Genomic DNA, 18,886 nt, shown 5'->3' with positions numbered 1-18,886 from the left:
TTCCGACAAGAGATGTCTGGTACAGATCCTGCTCTCCTCCAAGACCCCACGGCATTCAGATCTGCCTGGGGTGTTTCTAGATGAACCTGCATCAGCATCGTCATTACAACTAGAGAGAAAAATAATGAAATCTGCTTTCAATACCTTTGTTCCGGGCGCCTTGGCCCTCCTGCTGCTACTCCCTACCGCGCTACAAGCAAAAGAAGTCGAAACCAAACAAAAACTGGCTAACGTCGTGATCCTCGCTACCGGCGGGACTATCGCCGGGGCCGGCGCCAGTGCCGCCAACAGCGCCACTTATCAAGCGGCTAAAGTGGGTATCGATCAGTTGATTGCTGGCGTTCCCGAGCTGAGTCAATTGGCCAATGTGCGTGGCGAACAAGTCATGCAAATCGCGTCGGAAAGCATCACTAACGAAAACCTGCTGCAACTGGGTCGCCGCGTCGCGGAACTGGCCGACAGCAAAGACGTCGATGGCATCGTCATTACTCACGGTACTGACACCCTGGAAGAGACCGCATACTTCCTTAACCTGGTGGAAAAAACCGACAAGCCAATCGTGGTCGTTGGCTCGATGCGCCCAGGTACCGCCATGTCTGCCGACGGCATGCTGAACCTGTACAACGCCGTCGCGGTCGCCAGCAGCAAAGATGCGCATGGCAAAGGTGTACTGGTCACCATGAACGATGAGATCCAGTCGGGTCGTGATGTGAGCAAGATGATCAACATCAAGACCGAAGCCTTCAAAAGCGCTTGGGGCCCGCTGGGCATGGTGGTCGAAGGCAAATCCTATTGGTTCCGCCTGCCAGCCAAGCGCCACACCATGGATTCCGAATTCGACATCAAAACCATCAAGAGCCTGCCTGACGTCGAAATTGCTTACTCCTATGGCAATGTCAGCGACACCGCTTACAAGGCCCTGGCTCAATCTGGCGCTAAAGCCATCATCCATGCCGGCACTGGCAATGGCTCGGTCTCTTCACGCGTCGTCCCCTCCTTGCAGGCGTTGCGTAAGGACGGCGTACAGATCATTCGTTCTTCCCACGTCAATGCGGGTGGTTTTGTACTGCGTAACGCAGAGCAGCCTGATGACAAATACGACTGGGTCGTTGCTCATGACCTGAACCCGCAAAAAGCCCGCATCCTGGCAATGGTCGCTCTGACCAAGACTCAGGACAGCAAAGAACTGCAACGGATGTTCTGGGAATACTGATTCACCTCGCCCGACCTGATCAGGTCGGGCATCTGTCGCAACCACTTGCCTGTTCTGGTGAGTGGTTCTAAAGCGCCTCCCCTTGTTGATCCCGCCCTTCACCGCTGTGCTCCTGCGTCCTGCAAAAAAACTGAATCGACTCGCACAAAACGGAATAAATCGCTGTCAGAGGATTTTCCTGAATTTTAAGCAGTTGCGAAAACTCCTACAGTTAAATACTGTATGCACGTACAGCTTACTAAGGATTGTTCCGTGGCCAAACCCTCCGCAGCAACGACTACACCTCAAAACTCCTACGAACGACTGGGATTGCGCGTTCAGAAAATCATCAACTCCCCTAATGCACAAAAAGCCAAAGCCGCACTGATCTTCCGTCTCACGGACGAACCGGTGGATGAATGGGAGCGCTTGCTCGAAGAGATTGCCGAGAACGACAACGTCACCCTCGCCTATCGCGATGATGGCGGCGTGCACATTTTCTGGGTCGTGCCGCAGGAAGACTGAGCCAATGATTGTTCGCTTGTTTGCATTGCTCTGTCTCTTCATCGCAGTAAGCGCCCAGGCCGACGCTCCGCGCACGTTCAATGAAGCCAAAAAAGTTGGCTGGAAGTTGTACGCTCCGCAATCCACCGAGTTTTACTGCGGCTGCAAATACACCGGCAATCGCGTGAATCTTGCGGCCTGTGGTTATGTACCGCGAAAAAACCCCAGCCGTGCCGCGCGCATCGAATGGGAACACATTGTCCCGGCCTGGCAGATCGGTCATCAGCGCCAATGCTGGCAGCAAGGTGGGCGCAAAAACTGCACGCGTCATGACCCAACCTACCAGCGTGCCGAGGCTGACCTGCATAACCTGGTCCCAAGCATCGGCGAGGTGAATGGCGACCGGAGCAACTTCAGTTTTGGCTGGCTACCGGCGCAATCCGGACAGTACGGCTCATGCCTGACTCAGGTCGATTTCAAAGCCAAGAAGGTCATGCCCCGCCCCTCTATTCGCGGCATGATTGCGCGCACCTATTTCTATATGAGCAAGCAATACGGTTTGGCCCTGTCGAAACAGGACCGCCAGCTCTACGAAGCCTGGAATAAAACCTATCCGGTGCAGAGCTGGGAACGCCAACGCAATCAAAGCGTGGCGTGCGTGATGGGCCGCGGCAACGAGTTCGTCGGGCCGGTGAATATGAAAGCCTGCGGTTGAACCACTGCAGAAACGCAAAGGCCCCGGACAACATGTCTCGAGGCCTTTTTTGTTTTCTGACGTGCCGGGATGACCGATCACTGTGCCGCGTGATGCTCAACCACCACTGACTCGATACTGCGATTTTTGGCTCGCTCCAGGCTGGCCGTCAGTTGCACCTGCCTGGCTTCAGCTTCGGCTTTCGAACTGAAAGGGCCAATCAGAATCCGCTCCTTGCCGCCGTCCGCACTTACATAGGAAACGAAGCCGTGCTCGATCAACCAGCCAGTGAGATCGCTCACCGCCTGCACGGTGCCTCCTTTAACCTCCACATCCCACTGTGGCGCTGCCGCAGTCGCCGGGGCTTGTGAAGCCGGAGCAGCCGTAGACGCTGTCTTGTGCTCGACGCTGGTTCCTTCACCACATCCCGCCAGCACCAACACCGCCATTACCATCGCCAGTTTACGCACAGCCTTCCCCTCGAAAATTCAAGTCGGTGATTTTATCACTCACCACCGGCCCATGACCGCCCAAAACCGGCCTTAAAACAACGAGAATGATGCTTATAGCCTCTGTATAGTTGCAGCCGGGAATTAATACAGCGGCTACGCGTCTGAAAGAGGCACCTACAGTGGCACTTCGCAGTAATCTATACATACTACCGACATCTGCATTATCTGAATCAGGTGCCCTACAAAAGCAATCAAGGAGAAGATCATGCTGATACTCACCCGCAAAGTCGGTGAAAGCATAAACATCGGTGACGATATTACGATCACCATTCTGGGCGTTAGCGGCCAACAGGTCAGGATTGGCATCAACGCTCCGAAAGACGTTGCCGTGCATCGCGAGGAAATTTATCAGCGTATCCAGGCAGGACTGACTGCGCCGGACAAACGCGAAACGCCCTGAGCCTCATCAGTAGCCAGCCCTTTCTCTTACAGCAATGGCTGGCGAAAAATCTGAGCATGCTTTCGACTCATCATTCCTTTACGTAAACTCTCCTCCCCCTCTTTGGCAGCGGCGCATGTCCAGGCCGCCACGACCACTGCAATGAGCATTGACCACAACCCGCAAGCCAGGCTTCACCTGCGCGATGCACCGCATTTGCTCACCTGCTTCAGGTTGGCAATCTGCTAACCAAACACTACCCCACGAGCCATACCCGTCGCCGCCACCACAATGACGACGATCAGCAGCGCTTCAATGTGGCTGATCCGGGCGAACAGCGTCGCACGCTGAACATCAATTGAACGCCCTCGACTCAGGGCAACCCGCCATTTTATCAAGGCCACCATAGGGGCAGTCTCAAGCAGCAGGATGATGACGAACAGCGTCATTTTGAGATGAAACAGCGGCTGGTGCAGGTAATAGTCCGTGCCTTTTTCGTACCCGCCAAAGGCGCGAACTCCACCGCTGAGCAAAAGAATCATCGCCGAGATCCCCCACCAATTATCCGCACGTAATACATTCCGGACCTCAGTAGCGCTCACAGCAACGCGACGCAAAGCCGTCCCGCGCGCGAGCACCGCCGCGAAACCCGTTGCAAATGCCAGAACATGTATTGCCGCAAGAAACCAGTGTGCAAGCATCAACTTGATCTCCAACCCTGAAGAAAAGAATATTGGCCTGACAGTAGTAGCCCATAAACCACGGCTTCGCTTAACGAGAAAGACGAGGGTTTGTAGATGCATCAAGCGTATGGAAGCGCACGCCGATTCGACGTCCAGCGTGAAGATTTGCAACAGACGCAAAAAAGTATCGAGCACAAAAAAGGCGAACCTTCCGGATCACCCTGTCCCGTCCTGAATAAGGTTTACACCTTCTGATCTATTTTCAGGAGGGTGTAATGGAAGCAGGAAAAAGGCGTAGTCAACGATACTGCTCTGCTTCTTTTGCGAATCGAACCTGTAACCCGTTGTCTTGGGCAATATTTAAGGCTGGACGATCAGGTGCTGAGCCAACGCCTCAAAAGCAGGTAACGTGATCGGATCGTTAGCGGAGTTGCTAGCCACCGGGTGCGATGCATAGCGAACTATCACCATCTCCGCTTTGGGATCAATGTAGATCCGTTGCCCATGTACGCCACGAGCCATGAAGGCGCCATCTTCCTTGTTCGTGACCCACCACATGGAGCGATAGCTCCAGCCCTTCAAAAGGTCGTAGCCGGCTTTGGCAAACGCATTCTTGTCACCGCCACGGCGTATATCATCAACCACCGCTTTGGGCACGATCTGTTGACCATTGAATAGCCCGTTGTTGCGCAACATCTCGCCAAAGCGTGCCAAGTCGCGCAGGCCGGTGTTTAAGCCTCCACCGGCAAATGGGGTGCCGATCGAATCTACAGTGAAATATGCATCCTGCTCAGCGCCAAGGCGACTCCAGATACGCTCTGAAAGCAACTGCGCGACGTTACGGCCGGTCACCCTGGCAATCACCCATCCCAGTACGTCGGTGTTGACTGTCTTGTAGCTGAATGCGTCGCCATGATCGCCTTGCAACTGCACTGTCTGGAGAAACTCGTAGTAGCTGCGAGGGCCGGTATAGTTGCTTGGTTTCGGTAAAGGGCTCCCGGCTCTTGCATGGGCCCAGACTTCTGCATTCGGGTCGGCATAGTCCTCGCTGTATTTAAGTCCCGTCGTCATGTCGAGAACCTGGCGCACGGTGGCGTCACCGAAAGCGGAGCTTGCTAATTCAGGTACGTAATCCGCAACGCGCTTATTAGCGTCGAGACGTCCCTCAGCCACCAACGTCGCCCCAAGCGTGCCGACCACGGACTTGGTAACCGACATTGCGGCGTGTTGGCCTTCTGGCTTTAGCACACCGAAGTAACGTTCATAGACAATCTTTCCGCGGTGCAGAACAACAATTCCATCCGTGTAGGTGGCTGCCAGCGATTGATCCCAGGTCATCGACTCCTTCGCACCGAGCGGTACGAAACTCACGGCATCGATTTCTTTACGCAATGCCGAAGGCAACGCAACAGGCGATCCCAATCCCCTTGAGACGTTGAGGGTGGGCATGAGTTGGCGGAAGTTTGAGACGCTCCAGCGCATAGCCGGAAATTGAAAATAGCTGCCATCTTCAAAGCTAACCGTGCGATCAGCAGGTGGCGGAGAGCCGACCATCCAGCCCAGTTTCGCTGGATCACTGGCAGCAGCATCGGGAAAAGCTGACGTGCCTGCGGCACAGGCAGCCGATGTCAAAAGACAAATCAATAGAGCCGCCTGGCTCTTGGCGATGCGCTTGGAGAGGGAGTAATTGCCTGGCATCGTGTCGATTCCATTCGAAAAAACGGAGTCTAGCAGCATGCAAAAAAGCCCGCATGCGGGCGGGCTTAAAGGGAGTTATTCAAAGGAATACATGAAGCACCGCGGGTTGCAGGTGTTCGCGTCGCGGCGGCCAAGGGCTATATGATCGAAACCCGGCCAAGCTGACACTGTTCAAGATGTTTGCCCAAACAATAGTGTAGACATGTCTGGTAGTTCGATAGCCGCCCCCCGATCACTATCAAATATCTATTGCAGATAGACTTATGATTCAATTATCATTGATCTATCAAATCAGACTCTAAAGGATAGCCAGCCGTGAATGCCCACCTCTACCTGCGAGCCAGCACCAAGGACCAAGACGCTCTTCGTGCCAAGGCTTCGCTGGAAGCGTTCGCTGCTGATAAGGGTCTGACCATCACTGGCATCTATAGCGAGAACATCAGTGGGACCAAGCTCAACCGCCCTGAACTGATGCGCCTGCTGGGCACTGCCGAGAAGGATGAAGTGCTATTGGTGGAGGCGGTAGACCGCCTGAGTCGTCTGTCACAGGCTGACTGGGAAACGCTCAAGGCCACAATCAAGGCCAAGGGCCTACGCCTGGTAATTGCCGACCTACCCACTAGTCACATGCTGATTGAAGACAAGGGCATCACTGGTCAGATCATGGAAGTGATCAACAATATGCTGTTGGACCTGATGGCAACGATGGCAAGACTGGACCAAGAGAAGCGCGTAGAACGTATCAATCAAGGCCTGAAGAACAAGAAGGCCGCTAACCCTGACTGGAAGCCAACCGGGAAGGCCAAGGACACAGCGATGTGGGACAAGGTTGTGGCACTGATGGCTAAGCACCCAACCATGTCGGCTGATCAGGTAGCCAAGCTGGCTGACTGTGGCGTTGCCACGGTGTACAGGATCAAGCGTGAGCTGAAGAACTAACCCACCGTCTACAGTACCCACAGGCCCGCTTCGGCGGGCTTCGTCGTCTCTGAGTGTTCGGGTATCTACGCCGCGTGATCGCCTGTATCCAGCGTTGTAGAGCGTCTGCGAGGGTACCAAGGGTTATTTCTATAAAGATCGAAGAACTATTAGCCTCCTGTGCACGCCGTTAAGCAACGCGGTAAGAACCGAGTGATTCTGTGCACAAGTGCCCCAGATTATTTTCCAGCCTGAATCTAGATCGCATCGAGAGTTGCATGGTCTCTGTCACGGCGAAAATGGGATCTGTGGAAGTCGGGACGACCAGCCAATAGTAGTGCCGACTCTGCTAGCATCCAGTGCTTCAACCCTCGGATTACCGCAATGAACAATGGACTGGTCTACACCGCAGTAAGCCGTAACAACGGTCTGATCATATTTGATGCGTTGGCCGCGAGTGAGCTACAGACCGGGCGACGACTTTACGAAGATGTCACAGATTTTTCCAACGGCCTGCAACGGTACAACTACTGCACCCGCTACGCCATCAAGGATCGGCGGATGCTTGTGGCTGCCCTCAAGGCAGTTGAGGTCGAGTGCAGAGCTGGGGTCTTGTTGCCTATTCTTCATTTCGAGTGCCATGGTGATGCAGAGAAAGGTTTGTACATCGCTCCAAGCGGTGAATACGTGCCATGGCAGGACTTAGTAGATTACGTTGCGTCAATCAACGCTTCGACCCGCAACAATACGTCTGTGGTGCTCGCTTCGTGTCATGGTTACGAGATATCGAAACTCGTTGCGATTGGTAAGCCTTGTCCATTTCATTTTGTTATCGGTCCTACCGCTGAAGTGGACGCGGGGCGCCTGAGAGATACGCTTATCGCGTTCTACAGGGTGGTTATGAAGACGGGAGATCTTGCTGGCGCCATTCAGGAACTGGACACCGGGTACAAGCACTTCGTATGCGGCGAATGGTTTTACTCCACCTTCGCGACTTACATGGCCCGCTATTTCACGGCGAAGAATCGCAGCGAAATGGTTGAAGACATGGTTAGTTCAAACGTTGCGAAAGCGGGTTACAGCAATCGCGAATTGATCAGGTCGTCACGCAAAAAGGCGCAGCAGTATTTACGCACGCCACAGACCTTGTTTCGCCGCTTATCTAGTCAATTTCTTCATAACCAGCTAGGTGTGACCTATGCCGATTTTGAGGCGTTTGTGAAAGCGTCAAAGGACTGATAGTCCGTCCGTATCATCACACATTCGCCCTGGTGCTAGGGCTTGTCCTTGCTGAGCCACGGGTAGGTGGTGTAATCGCCATACTGACCTGACCGGGGCACTTACCCTGCATCCAAAGCTGCTCAAGCTCAGCCTTCAACGCGCCATGAAAGCCGAATGATGTGAGGGGACTACCTGCAAGCACGCACTCTCGTAGAGTCCTTCTTTATTTGTGGTTCCGCTTGACGACTTCAGGTTGACCCACCTCGTGCCCTGCTAAGCAGCACTGAAACCCCGTCCGCATCCGTCATTATTTTCCTATCCCTGTGCTGGAAACGGTCGAGGAAGCTCACTTATTTTTTCGCGGAATTTGGGAAACTGAATTCGAAGTGCTATCCCGATTTTCGCGGGATTTGGAAATTCAACTGGGAATGGGCCTTCCTTGCGTCTGGACACTCGTCACATCACGCTGCCACCATACGGCACCTTCTACCCTTCAAGGATTGAATCTTGTCAGCCAAAAGAACCATCGGAATCGTGCTCGCAATCGGCCTCGCCTACATTGTTATTAAAGGTGTGATCAACGCACCAACCAAACCTACAAGCTCGACCGGGAGCACCTACACAGCTTCTACTCCCGTCACCGAGTACCCCGAGAGCACTGCAACCTACAATCAAGTGAACGCGGACATAGGGTGCAAAAGCACCTACAGCGATCAGAAAAAAGACGACATATTCAATGCGAAATACAAAAATCACTGGATGACATGGAAAGGCGAGATTGCTCTACTGGAGTCTGACGAGGCTTCGTTGAATGTGGATGGCGTAGGGACTCAAGACCTACAGGTCGATTTCGCAGACAAGCAGGCCGGGTATGACCTCTCAAAAGGAAGCCAGCTCAAAGTGCGATTTCTAATGAAGACCGCTGGCGGCTGCTTCCTTTCAGCGGTCGAGATGCGACCGTGGTTCGATAACGCATCTTCCACACTCTCAGGGACGGCGCTTCGATTCTGACCCCGGCAAGGGATGGCCAGACAATGATCTAGGCAGGGAGCAATAGCTTCGCCATACGCTCAAGATCAGCCGCAACATCGTTGAAACCGAAGTAATTTGTCGGATGCTCGTAGACGCGTGCCGAGCGTTCATCTGGTTTGTAGTCCTTTAAGCGACTCCGCAATTCGTCGCGAAGCATTATTGCATCCACTTTGAATCGACGCTCCCATTCAGCGTTCCGCTCGCTCGACAAGCGCGATGTCGCATTGATGAACTTGTTCCAAAGACGATGCTTCTCAATATCATCAACTGCCCCAGCCATTTCGACCCACTCATGCTCCATGACGGATTCGTCCTGACGCTTATGTCGGTCAATGAACTCCCTGATTTGGGAAACAAGCGACAGAGACTTTTGTGCAAGAGAAGCCGTATTTGACTCGACAACAGCCCAGACCTTCTCGTCATATTTCAATGCACGATCTTTGTACTGCTCTGCCTGCTCGGACTTTAGGTGCAGGCGTTCATTGAGCGTGTCGTTAGATGCTCGCACTTGATCAAGCACCGATGTGTACTTCCAGCGTGCAGCGAAGTAGGCAAGGCCGAACATAGCAACAGCGAGCGTAGCGAAAGCGACTGGTGCCTGTGACACCACCACCCATTCCTTTGCTAGCATTTCAATGAATTGTTCCATTTTCACCTCTGGTGGAGCGTTCGACCGCTGGCAGGTTAACGCAACGTAAGAGAGCAACAAAGCGGCTGAGTGGCCGTAATCCGCTCCCGCCCCTGCGCTATGAATCCGCCCAAAACCAAGCTTATATCGGCGTTCACATTGCCCCGTGTGAACGAACCCGATATTTTGTGAACGTTCTGCATGAAATCCAAGACACAAAAAAGGGCCCACCTTTCGGTGAGCCCTTCTAGACCGCCCAGCAGAGCGGATTTTGTTTGGTAGGCGCGATTGGACTCGAACCAACGACCCCCACCATGTCAAGGTGGTGCTCTAACCAACTGAGCTACGTGCCTGCTGTGTGGCGGCATTCTACGGAATTCCGAAGGGGTGTCAACACCTTTTTTGCAGCTAAGCCTATGAATATGCGAATTTTTTATTTTCAGGGCTGTAAAGAAGATTTTTCGGTGGCTGGCAGCCGATTTTTAACTCAGGTAGGATCGATAGACTCGTAAAAAATATAAAACAGAGGTTGCAGGATGGCGAACACCCCCTACCCAGAGTCCTATTACGCCGCATCGGCGAACGCTGTTCCGCCACGTCCATCGTTGCAGGATGACGTAGAGACTGATGTCTGTGTGATCGGTGCTGGCTACACCGGCCTCTCCAGTGCACTGTTTCTGCTGGAGAACGGTTTTCGGGTGTCTGTCCTGGAAGCGGCCAAGGTCGGCTTCGGAGCCTCGGGCCGCAATGGCGGCCAGATCGTCAACAGCTATAGCCGCGATATCGATGTGATCGAGCGCAGCGTCGGCCCCAAGCAGGCACAGTTGCTCGGCCAGATGGCATTCGAGGGCGGCAAGATCATACGTGACCGTGTGGCCAAGTATCAGATCCAGTGCGATCTGAAGGACGGCGGCGTATTTGCCGCAATCACCCGCAAGCAGATGGGCCACCTGGAGTCGCAGAAGCGCCTTTGGGAGCGTTACGGGCACACTCAGCTGGAACTGCTTGATCAGCGCCGCATACGCGAAGTGGTGGCCTGCGATCAATACCTGGGCGGTATGCTCGACATGAGCGGTGGGCATATGCACCCGCTTAATCTCACCCTTGGCGAGGCCGCTGCAGTAGAGTCGCTGGGCGGAACCATTTATGAGCAATCGCCAGCCATACGCATCGAGCGCGGCGCCAATCCGGTCGTGCACACACCGCAAGGCAAAGTCAGGGCCAAGTTCATTATCGTCGCCGGTAACGCCTACCTGGGCAATCTGGTTCCGGAACTGGCATCCAAGTCGATGCCTTGCGGCACCCAGGTCATCACCACCGAACCCTTGAGCGATGAATTGGCGAAAAGCCTGCTGCCGCAGGATTACTGTGTCGAAGACTGCAACTACCTGCTCGACTATTACCGCCTCTCGGGCGACAAACGCTTGATCTTCGGCGGCGGCGTGGTCTATGGCGCGCGAGACCCCGCGAATATCGAAGCAATCATTCGACCGAAGATGCTCAAGGCCTTCCCGCAGCTCAAGGATGTGAAGATCGAATACGCATGGACCGGCAACTTCCTGCTGACCTTGTCACGCCTTCCGCAAGTCGGACGCCTGGGCGACAACATTTATTACTCCCAGGGCTGTAGCGGTCACGGCGTGACCTATACCCATCTGGCGGGCAAAGTTCTGGCAGAGGCTTTGCACGGCCAGGCAGAGCGTTTTGACGCCTTTTCCGACCTGCCGCACTACCCTTTCCCTGGCGGACAATTGCTGCGCACCCCGTTTGCGGCGCTGGGGGCCTGGTATTACGGCTTGCGGGATAAATTCGGGTACTGACCGACATCACAATCCTTTGTGGGAGCCGAGCTTGCTCGCGATAGCGAACGGTCAGCCAACATCGATGTTGAATGTCATGGCCTCATCGCGAGCAAGCTCGGCTCCCACAGGAGATTAGAGCTGATCCCGGGCGATGCCGCGGCGGACTCGCAGGATATCGGCAAGCACCGCCAAGGCGATTTCCGCTGGAGTTTTACTGCCCAGGTTGAGACCGATCGGCGCATGAATACGTGCCAGCTCTGCCTCACCCAAACTGCCGATACGACCCAAGCGCTCAAAGCGCTTTTGCGACGTCTGCACAGAGCCCATCACCCCGATATAAAAGGCGTCGGTGCGCACCGCTTCCATCATGGCGAGATCGTCGATGCGTGGATCGTGCGTCAACGCCACCACGGCCGTATCACTGTGGCAACCGCCCTTGGCAATGAACACGGAAGGCAGCTCGCGGCGAATCTCCACATTATCCAGTTCCACACCTTCCAGCACCTCCTCACGCGGGTCGCAGAGGATCACCTCAAAGCCCAGACCGACCGCAAGCTCCGCGCAAGCCTGAGCCACGCTGGAGTAACCGGCGAGCAGCAGGCGCTGGGCGGCACCGATACGCAAGCGCACACGATCAATCTCACGCTCGACCCGCGGCCCATGTTCACGATCAACGAACAGGTTACGCGCACCACTGACCAGATCGACCTCGCGGATCAGCCGACGCCGGCCCAGCAACGCAGACTCCAATTCCCGCAGATGGGCTTGAACCTCACACTCAGGCTCAAGCTTTTCCACCAGCACATCAAGCAGCCCACCACAGGGCAGCTTTACCTGGGAGCGCGGGTTGTCGCCTTCGCCGTAGCGCACCACCGACACCGCTTCAAGGAATGCCCCTTCGGCCACCCGGGCTAGAAAGTCGTCCTCTACACACCCGCCGGACAGCGAACCAATCCATTGCCCGCCGCTGTTCACTGCCAACAACGAGCCCGGCGCGCGAGGCGCCGAGCCATAGGTGCTGAGCACGCTACAGAGCCAGACACGCTGGCCAGCGCTGGACCAGGCCAGCGCTCGCCGCACCACTTGCAGGTCAAGATGCTGCATATCAGCGCGCCTTGTGCTCAGCGGGAGCATCAGCCTTCAATTGCTCCACCTGGCTAACCGACAAATCGCCCGACTGACCGCCCCAACCCTGGCGCAGGTAGTTGAGCAGATCGACCAGTTGCTCGTTGCTGAGCTTGCTGGCAAAGCCCGGCATTGGCTGCATGCGTTCGAATCCGGCGAACTTCTGCTCGCCAATACCCTCTTCGATTACCCGCAACAGGTTGCGCGGATCTTCGAGACGCAACGTGGTATTGCCTCGCATGGCCACGGCGATATGCGGCTTGCCGTCGCCGGCCACACCATGGCAACCGGCGCACACATTCAGGTATTCCTGGTGGCCGCGCTGGGCGCTTGCCCCCATTTTGTCCAACGACACCTCAGCGAGGACCTTCGCCAGCGGCGGTTGATCGCCGAGCAGGAAGGTCGCCATGGCGGCCAGATCCGGGTCGCTCAGTTGCTGGGTGCTGTTATGAAACACCGGGAACATTTCATTGAACATGGTGCCTTGGGCGCTCATGCCGTGTTTGAGAAACGAGCTCAGGTCTTGAGGGGTCCAACCCCGCGCAGCCAGATCATCGGCCAGTAAGCTGGGGGCCAGGTAACCATTGAGCAGGCCGCCGGTCATGCGTTTGTCCTGCTGCATCGCGCCGGGCAAGCCGCGCGGGGTATGGCATTCGCCACAATGTCCGAGCACATCGGCCATGTACTGACCGCGTTTCCAGGCTTCGCTTTTACCGTCAGCCGAAGCAAGTTTCACGCCTTTGCCATAGAACATGTTCCAACCCATCAGCCCCAGGCGCACGTTGAACGGAAAACTCAGACTGGTCACCGGCGCCGCACGATTGATCGGCTCGACCGTCATCAGATAGGCGTGGATAGCATCGGCATCTTCACGGGGCATCAAATGATACGAGGTGTAGGGCATCGCCGGATAAAGATTGGCACCATCACGGCGCTTGCCTTCAGTCAGCGCAGCAAAGAACTCATCGCCGCTGTACAGCCCGATCCCGTGGTCCTTGTCCGGGGTGATGTTGGTGCCGTAAATGGTCCCGAACGGCGAAGCGATCGGCAGCCCGCCCGCATACGGTGCGCCGCCTGGCGCGGTATGGCAGGCCATACAGTCAGCAGCTCGCGCGAGGTATTCACCACGTTCGATCTGCTGCTGATCGGCCGCCAGAACCTGCACAGCCAGCAGCATCGGTACGGACACGCCAATCGCCGTGGCAAGCCGGGAAAGTAGTCGCTTCATGCTCAACCCTCCTTGACCAGGCCGAGATCGGTCAGCACATCGCGCGTGGCACTGTAATAGCGCACGTAACCGGTGCAGCGGCAGATGTGGTGGCCAAGGCTGTCCTCGATCACCTGCTCAAGCTGGCTTTTCTTGATCGACTGACGCTGAAGCTTTTCCACCAGTACCGTGGCCGCATTCACGAAGCCAGGGGCGCAGTAGCTGCACTGAAAGGCGAACTGATCGACGAAGCGTTGCTGGATCGGGTTCAACTCGGTGACCTTGCCACTCTCATCCCGGGTGGCGTGGCCTTCGATCGTGCGTACCTTCTTGCCTTCGAAGTAGTGCGCGCCGGTGATGCAGGTGCGCACTTCTTCACTGGTGCCGTCGGGGTTATCGACAATCACCACGCAGGCGTGGCAGATGCCCTGGCCGCAGCCCAGGCGCGAACCGGTGAGGTTTCGGTATTCGTGAAGGTAATCGATCATCGGCAGATCATCAGGGACCTCCACTGGACCGACGGATTGACCATTGAGGGTCAGTTGAAGCGGACGGTTAGCCATTGAGGGCCTCCTTGATGCGCGCTGGAGTGATAGGCAGGTCGCGAACACGCTTGCCGATAGCGTGGGCCACGGCATTGCCGATGGCGCCGACCACAGGAATCATCACCACTTCGGCAATGCCCTTGGACGGATCGCTGGGCGAGAGTGGCGGCAGGATTTCCGAGGTCTGATTCCAGACCGCAACATCTTTGGCCCGCGGCAATCGATAGCGATTGAAGTTCCAGTCACCCTCCCCCGGCCCACCTTCGTACAGCGGCATTTCCTCCAGCAGCGCATGGCCGATGCCCATGGCGATGCCGCCTTCGAGCTGACCTTTGACCAATTCAGGCACCAGCACCCGGCCACATTCAAGCCAGGAGTGATGGTTGAGGACTTGCACCTCACCCGAGCCTTTGTTCACTTTCAACTCGACCAACGTCGCCACGGGGCTGTAATAGGTCACGGCCGCGTTGTTCAACTGAGTCGCCGGGTAGGCGATGTTCTGCCGATCCAGCAAATGGAAACCGGCGCTACTCATTTGCGCCTTCTTCACGTTCGGAGCGCCGTCGCCATACTTGACTGCGAGGCCATCTAGCGGCAGGCGCTCACGCACGCCGTCGATGCTGTATTCGGCCTCGGCCCAGCTCCAGCGGTTAAAACCGTGCACGGTCGCGCCCGTCACCAGACCGCGCTCATGAGCACGCCTGGCCAGCATGGCAAACGGTAACGGCTCCATGCCGTTGGCCGTCAGTTTGCCATCGACCCAATGGGCATCCTCGCGGCGCACCACGTAAGGGTTGGCCTGGCCACCGAACGGGCCTTGTCGCCAGATTTCCAGCGCCACCGGCCACAGGCCGTGATTGAACAACACGCGCGCGGCTTCACGGGTGGCGTGACTGAAGTAGTACGCAGAGTTGGTCGCAGACGACGCCGAAGCCAATTTGCCGACCCAACGCGGGTTGCGCAAAGCCGTATCTTGCTCGGCCTGGCTCATCGTGTAAGGGTTACCGCCGCTGGCAAGCTGGAGTTCGCCCCAGTCGGTTTCACCGGTTGTCACTTCGTTTGCCGGGCTACCGAGGAAATCGGCAACCACCAAGGCTTGAGACGTGGACATGCCGGTGCCGATCTCGATGCCAATGTGGCGCAGAGTAATGTGCCCTTCAGCGGTGAACTCGACGCTGGCCATCGGCGCTTCCGAGCCGGTGCCAAAGTCTTTCTGGCAAATCGCAAAACCGACGCCGTACCAGCTGTCCGGGTCCTGGGCGTCCATCTTTTTCTTGAACGCGTCGCGGTTTTTCCAGGCGTCGTGAGCGGCGGCCTTCTCGAGTATCTCGTGCAGCCGCAAGGCCCCCGCGGGCACTGCACCCTGGGTGTTCTTCATGCCCGACAGCAGCACGTTCTTCTTGCGCAAATCGATGGCGTCGATACCCAGGCGACCGGCAATTTCATCCACCATCATCTCGGTGGAGGCCATGCTCTGCAGGGTGCCATAACCACGCATGGAGCCGGCTTCGACACCACGAGAGTGATAAGCGGTGACCTGCAAGTCATTCTGCGGCATGTAATAAATCGACTGCGCAGCCGTAGCACCGACCGCCGCTACCGAAGAGCTGTAGTTGGCCCGCCCACCACCGTCGACGCTCATTTCGGCCCGAAAGATCTTGAAGCTGTGATCCTGCTTATCCACTGCCAGTTGGTAGCGGATATCGAAGGAGTGACGCTTGATACCGCTCTGGAACTGCTCATAGCGGTCATTGGCCAGCCGTACTGGCACACCTGCGCCATACAACGCCGCCAGCGCTGCGTAGTAAACGAAGATGTTGTGATCCTTGGAACCGTAACCGACGGTGTAGCCAGGATGCATGTTGAGCGTGCTCAAGCCAAAACGTGAAGGCGCGATCATCTTCGCCGTTTCAGTAGCAACTTCGAGTGGGCACTGGGTCGCAACGACAAAATGCAGGGTCTTGCTCGCCGGGTCGTACCAACCATTACCGTTGTCCGGCTCCATTGCCGCAGGCTCGATGGAAGGTGTTTTGTAGCGCTCATCGAAGACCAGCCACCCCTCTGGCGGGGCGTCCAGTTGCTGCTTCATGCGGTCAGCATAAAACAGGCCTCGCTCCGTCAGATTACCGTGCAGGTCAGGCTGGGAATTCCATACCGGACGACGATCGCGGATCATCGGAAAAAGAATTGAGTCCTTCAGGCTGGCGAACTCGTCCTCATCTGCCGAGGTCGGGCCTGCGACCCGCACATAACGGAAGCTACCGTAGGGGTCTCCCTCGTAGTACGGCACCTTGGCGCCATAGCGAATGGCCTTGTCATTGAACTTGAGCCTGGCCTTGGCCTGGCGGAAGCGCTCAAAATCGTTCCAGATAAGAATCGCGACTGGATGCCCAATGAACATGGGGACTTTACCGGCCGGCAGCAGCGGATCGGGCGCATGGTCTGCCGGGAAAACGATACCGTCCTTGTCCAGATCTTCGGCAGTGACGATGCGGTCGGGCTGCAACTCTTCACCCAACAACGACAGGTCATAGCCGTCGTAAATACGGTCAGCACGAATGGTTTTCAGCAACATGGCGTGACCTTGCTGCTGCGGCCAGCCCGGCATGTCCTTGGCCCGGATATCACGGGCAAACACCTTGCTGCCGCACACCTTGGATAAAGCATCATTACGAAAGCGCGCCTGGCCATTGTTGCCAAGCCATTGCTCGGACGGGACGGTCACGCTGTTTTCCATCAACGCCGCCAAAGCCTGACTGCTGAGTGGCGTCAGTGTAACGCTGACACCAGCAATCAAACCGCCCTGAAGGAAGGAACGCCGGGATATATCACGGTTGGACATGGATCATCCTCTGGGCGGTTATGCACTCCACCCTTGTCTTTATGTACTGGAGAACTTCAGGTCATGCAGAAACCCTTTCTGACGATGCAAAGGGCTGATAGACAGAACTTAGTTGACCCAAAGGTTAACTTTATAGGATTTATCCGCCTTCGGCAAAACACTAGAAGCCCGAGCGAGATACTCCAGCCATGCCATGGACCCTTCATCAGGTAGCAGAAACACGTTAAGTACAGCAGATGCACGGGCATTGACGGTTTTCTTTGCCGCGTTACGCTGATGAACATGCACAACCCATCATCAGATGCTTCACATCAGCGTCAGCGGCGAGGGTGCCTGTGCAGGGCTGGTAGATGGGTAACCTCTCCAATACACCAGACACAGCAAGGCCAGAAGCGGCAACAAAGTCACCGACCCAAGGCACGAAGCCGGGAAGAATTCAGAAAAGGTTGGGAGCAAAAGAGGCGGGAACCCCAAATCCCGGACACAAAAAACCCCGGTCTTTCGACCAGGGTCTTTGCTATCAATCAGAAGTAGCCATCGGCTTTCTTCGTAGCTTCAAGGCGTTCAGTGGGCCTTGAGGCAGATATGGCGCAGCGGACGGGACTCGAACCCGCGACCCCCGGCGTGACAGGCCGGTATTCTAACCGACTGAACTACCGCTGCGTATCGCTTGGACTTGCGTCCATTTGAACCTTTGAAATCGTCTGACTGGAAAGCTTCGAGGCTTTTCAATCTCAAACCGGGTAAACCCGATCTGGAAAATATGGCGCAGCGGACGGGACTCGAACCCGCGACCCCCGGCGTGACAGGCCGGTATTCTAACCGACTGAACTACCGCTGCGCGTCGGTGGAGGCTTTTAAAAGCTTCCATCTTTCTTTCGAAAGACTCTCAAGAAGTGGTGGGTGATGACGGGATCGAACCGCCGACCCTCTGCTTGTAAGGCAGATGCTCTCCCAGCTGAGCTAATCACCCTTTGCTTCGTTGAGGCCGCGAAATTTACGCAGATACCGAAGCTAAGTCAATACCCCGCTTGAAGTTTTTCTGAAAAAGACAAAATCAGATTATCTTTCCCGGGCAGCCATTCACTCGAACAGCTCCCTTGCGCAAGCCGCATCGCGAGCAAGCTACGCTCCTACTCGCGATAAATCATTTTCTTGGTCATACCACCGTCGACCACAAACTCCTGGCCCGTGACAAACCCTGCATTCTTCGACAGCAGCCACGCCACCATCGCCGCCACGTCCTCAACCGTCCCTACCCTGCCTGCCGGGTGCTGAGCATGATCAGCGTCCGTCAGCGGCTTCGCACGGCGCACAACCGGGTCTCGAGCATCGATCCAGCCAGGACTGACCGCATTGACCCGAATCTCCGGACCAAGACTGATCGCCAGCGCATGCGTCAGCGCCAGCAGACCACCCTTGCTCGCCGCGTAAGCCTCGGAATCCGGCTCCGACTGCCTGGCCCGGGTCGAAGCCAGATTGACAATGGCACCGCTGTGAGCACGCAGATAAGGCGCGCAGTGCTTGGCCAGCAGCATCGGCCCACTGAGGTTCACCGCCAGAACGCGATTCCAGTAAGCCAGATCAAGACTTTCCAGGGTGATATTGTGCGGATCAGCCACCGCAGCATTGCAGACCAGCGCATCAAGGCGCCCGAACTGACCGAGCACCTCGGCAACGCCCACAGCAACCTGCCGCTCATCAGCCACATCCATGGTGATGAACCAAGCGCTTTCACCGAGAACCTTGGCAACCTTTGAACCGCGCACGCGATCAAGGTCTGTCAGCACCACCTGCCAGCCTTCGCTGATCAGCCAGGCCGCAATCCCCAGACCAATGCCACGCGCCGCGCCGGTAACCAGCGCAACACGACCATTGGTGCTACCCGCCTCCATGGACATCTC

Annotated in this window: 17 protein-coding genes and 4 tRNA genes; 8 read left to right on the top strand and 13 right to left on the bottom strand. The window is 56.2% G+C overall.

Annotated features, from left to right (window positions below; all coding sequences use genetic code 11):
• Positions 1 to 124: 124 nt before the first annotated feature.
• The 3 genes from ACZYSM_RS16335 (at position 125) to ACZYSM_RS16325 (ending at position 2,411) form a co-directional block, all read left to right on the top strand.
• Positions 125 to 1,213 (top strand): asparaginase, encoded by a 1,089-nt coding sequence (locus tag ACZYSM_RS16335; RefSeq protein ID WP_060540686.1) that lies wholly within the window; start codon positions 125 to 127, stop codon positions 1,211 to 1,213.
• Positions 1,214 to 1,465: 252 nt separating this feature from the next.
• A complete protein-coding gene (locus ACZYSM_RS16330; RefSeq protein WP_489072501.1) occupies positions 1,466 to 1,717 on the top strand; it encodes a DUF1654 domain-containing protein in 252 nt (83 codons plus the stop codon).
• A gap of 4 nt (positions 1,718 to 1,721) precedes the next feature.
• Positions 1,722 to 2,411 (top strand): endonuclease, encoded by a 690-nt coding sequence (locus ACZYSM_RS16325; RefSeq protein WP_489072500.1) that lies wholly within the window; start codon positions 1,722 to 1,724, stop codon positions 2,409 to 2,411.
• Positions 2,412 to 2,488: 77 nt separating this feature from the next.
• Here ACZYSM_RS16325 and ACZYSM_RS16320 read toward each other — a convergent pair whose 3' ends face one another.
• The gene (locus ACZYSM_RS16320) at positions 2,489 to 2,860 is read right to left on the bottom strand and encodes an SPOR domain-containing protein (RefSeq protein WP_489072499.1); all 372 of its coding nucleotides are present in this window, start codon (positions 2,858 to 2,860) and stop codon (positions 2,489 to 2,491) included.
• A 247-nt stretch (positions 2,861 to 3,107) separates the two neighbouring features.
• On the opposite strand from ACZYSM_RS16320, the gene csrA reads away from it, so the two are divergent.
• Positions 3,108 to 3,302: a carbon storage regulator CsrA gene (gene csrA / locus ACZYSM_RS16315; RefSeq protein WP_007920550.1), complete on the top strand. Its 195-nt coding sequence runs from the start codon at positions 3,108 to 3,110 to the stop codon at positions 3,300 to 3,302.
• A 224-nt stretch (positions 3,303 to 3,526) separates the two neighbouring features.
• Here csrA and ACZYSM_RS16310 read toward each other — a convergent pair whose 3' ends face one another.
• Positions 3,527 to 3,982: a DUF2214 family protein gene (locus ACZYSM_RS16310; protein ID WP_489072570.1), complete on the bottom strand. Its 456-nt coding sequence runs from the start codon at positions 3,980 to 3,982 to the stop codon at positions 3,527 to 3,529.
• 342 nt (positions 3,983 to 4,324) lie between these two features.
• Positions 4,325 to 5,662 (bottom strand): serine hydrolase domain-containing protein, encoded by a 1,338-nt coding sequence (locus ACZYSM_RS16305; protein ID WP_489072498.1) that lies wholly within the window; start codon positions 5,660 to 5,662, stop codon positions 4,325 to 4,327.
• A 315-nt stretch (positions 5,663 to 5,977) separates the two neighbouring features.
• Between ACZYSM_RS16305 and ACZYSM_RS16300 the strand changes: the two genes are divergently transcribed.
• The 3 genes from ACZYSM_RS16300 to ACZYSM_RS16290 all read left to right on the top strand — a co-directional run bounded on the left by ACZYSM_RS16300 (position 5,978) and on the right by ACZYSM_RS16290 (position 8,812).
• Entirely contained in the window at positions 5,978 to 6,601 is a 624-nt protein-coding gene (locus tag ACZYSM_RS16300) for a recombinase family protein (protein ID WP_489072497.1), read from the top strand.
• 363 nt (positions 6,602 to 6,964) lie between these two features.
• Positions 6,965 to 7,819, top strand: a complete 855-nt coding sequence (locus tag ACZYSM_RS16295; RefSeq protein ID WP_489072496.1) for a hypothetical protein — start codon at positions 6,965 to 6,967, stop codon at positions 7,817 to 7,819.
• 489 nt (positions 7,820 to 8,308) lie between these two features.
• Positions 8,309 to 8,812, top strand: a complete 504-nt coding sequence (locus ACZYSM_RS16290) for a hypothetical protein (RefSeq protein WP_489072495.1) — start codon at positions 8,309 to 8,311, stop codon at positions 8,810 to 8,812.
• Between the two features lie 28 nt (positions 8,813 to 8,840).
• On the opposite strand, the gene ACZYSM_RS16285 is transcribed toward ACZYSM_RS16290, so the two are convergent.
• Positions 8,841 to 9,482: a hypothetical protein gene (locus ACZYSM_RS16285; RefSeq protein ID WP_489072494.1), complete on the bottom strand. Its 642-nt coding sequence runs from the start codon at positions 9,480 to 9,482 to the stop codon at positions 8,841 to 8,843.
• Positions 9,483 to 9,737: 255 nt separating this feature from the next.
• Positions 9,738 to 9,814 (bottom strand) — tRNA-Val (locus ACZYSM_RS16280).
• A gap of 183 nt (positions 9,815 to 9,997) precedes the next feature.
• Between ACZYSM_RS16280 and ACZYSM_RS16275 the strand changes: the two genes are divergently transcribed.
• On the top strand, positions 9,998 to 11,281 hold the full coding sequence (locus ACZYSM_RS16275; RefSeq protein WP_489072493.1) for an NAD(P)/FAD-dependent oxidoreductase: 1,284 nt from the start codon (positions 9,998 to 10,000) through the stop codon (positions 11,279 to 11,281).
• Positions 11,282 to 11,395: 114 nt separating this feature from the next.
• Here ACZYSM_RS16275 and ACZYSM_RS16270 read toward each other — a convergent pair whose 3' ends face one another.
• The 8 genes from ACZYSM_RS16270 to ACZYSM_RS16235 all read right to left on the bottom strand — a co-directional run bounded on the left by ACZYSM_RS16270 (position 11,396) and on the right by ACZYSM_RS16235 (position 18,883).
• Positions 11,396 to 12,367 carry an XdhC family protein gene (locus ACZYSM_RS16270; protein WP_489072492.1) on the bottom strand — a complete coding sequence of 324 codons (972 nt, stop codon included), beginning with the start codon at positions 12,365 to 12,367 and terminating at the stop codon, positions 11,396 to 11,398.
• Between the two features lies 1 nt (position 12,368).
• A complete protein-coding gene (locus ACZYSM_RS16265; RefSeq protein WP_489072491.1) occupies positions 12,369 to 13,616 on the bottom strand; it encodes a c-type cytochrome in 1,248 nt (415 codons plus the stop codon).
• Positions 13,617 to 13,618: 2 nt separating this feature from the next.
• Positions 13,619 to 14,158 carry a (2Fe-2S)-binding protein gene (locus ACZYSM_RS16260; protein WP_489072490.1) on the bottom strand — a complete coding sequence of 180 codons (540 nt, stop codon included), beginning with the start codon at positions 14,156 to 14,158 and terminating at the stop codon, positions 13,619 to 13,621.
• On the bottom strand, positions 14,151 to 16,982 hold the full coding sequence (locus ACZYSM_RS16255) for a xanthine dehydrogenase family protein molybdopterin-binding subunit (protein ID WP_489072489.1): 2,832 nt from the start codon (positions 16,980 to 16,982) through the stop codon (positions 14,151 to 14,153). Before ACZYSM_RS16255 ends, ACZYSM_RS16260 begins: the two co-directional genes overlap by 8 nt.
• A gap of 586 nt (positions 16,983 to 17,568) precedes the next feature.
• Positions 17,569 to 17,645: transfer RNA gene (locus tag ACZYSM_RS16250), tRNA-Asp, on the bottom strand.
• A gap of 101 nt (positions 17,646 to 17,746) precedes the next feature.
• A tRNA-Asp gene (locus tag ACZYSM_RS16245) sits at positions 17,747 to 17,823 on the bottom strand.
• 56 nt (positions 17,824 to 17,879) lie between these two features.
• Positions 17,880 to 17,955 (bottom strand) — tRNA-Val (locus tag ACZYSM_RS16240).
• A gap of 160 nt (positions 17,956 to 18,115) precedes the next feature.
• Complete coding sequence (locus ACZYSM_RS16235) at positions 18,116 to 18,883, bottom strand: SDR family oxidoreductase (RefSeq protein ID WP_489072568.1); 768 nt, start codon at positions 18,881 to 18,883, stop codon at positions 18,116 to 18,118.
• Positions 18,884 to 18,886: the final 3 nt, after the last annotated feature.

Source organism: Pseudomonas sp. F220 (assembly GCF_057813935.1).
Note: the sequence above shows the minus strand (reverse complement) of the source record. Positions and strands in the feature narration are given on the sequence as shown.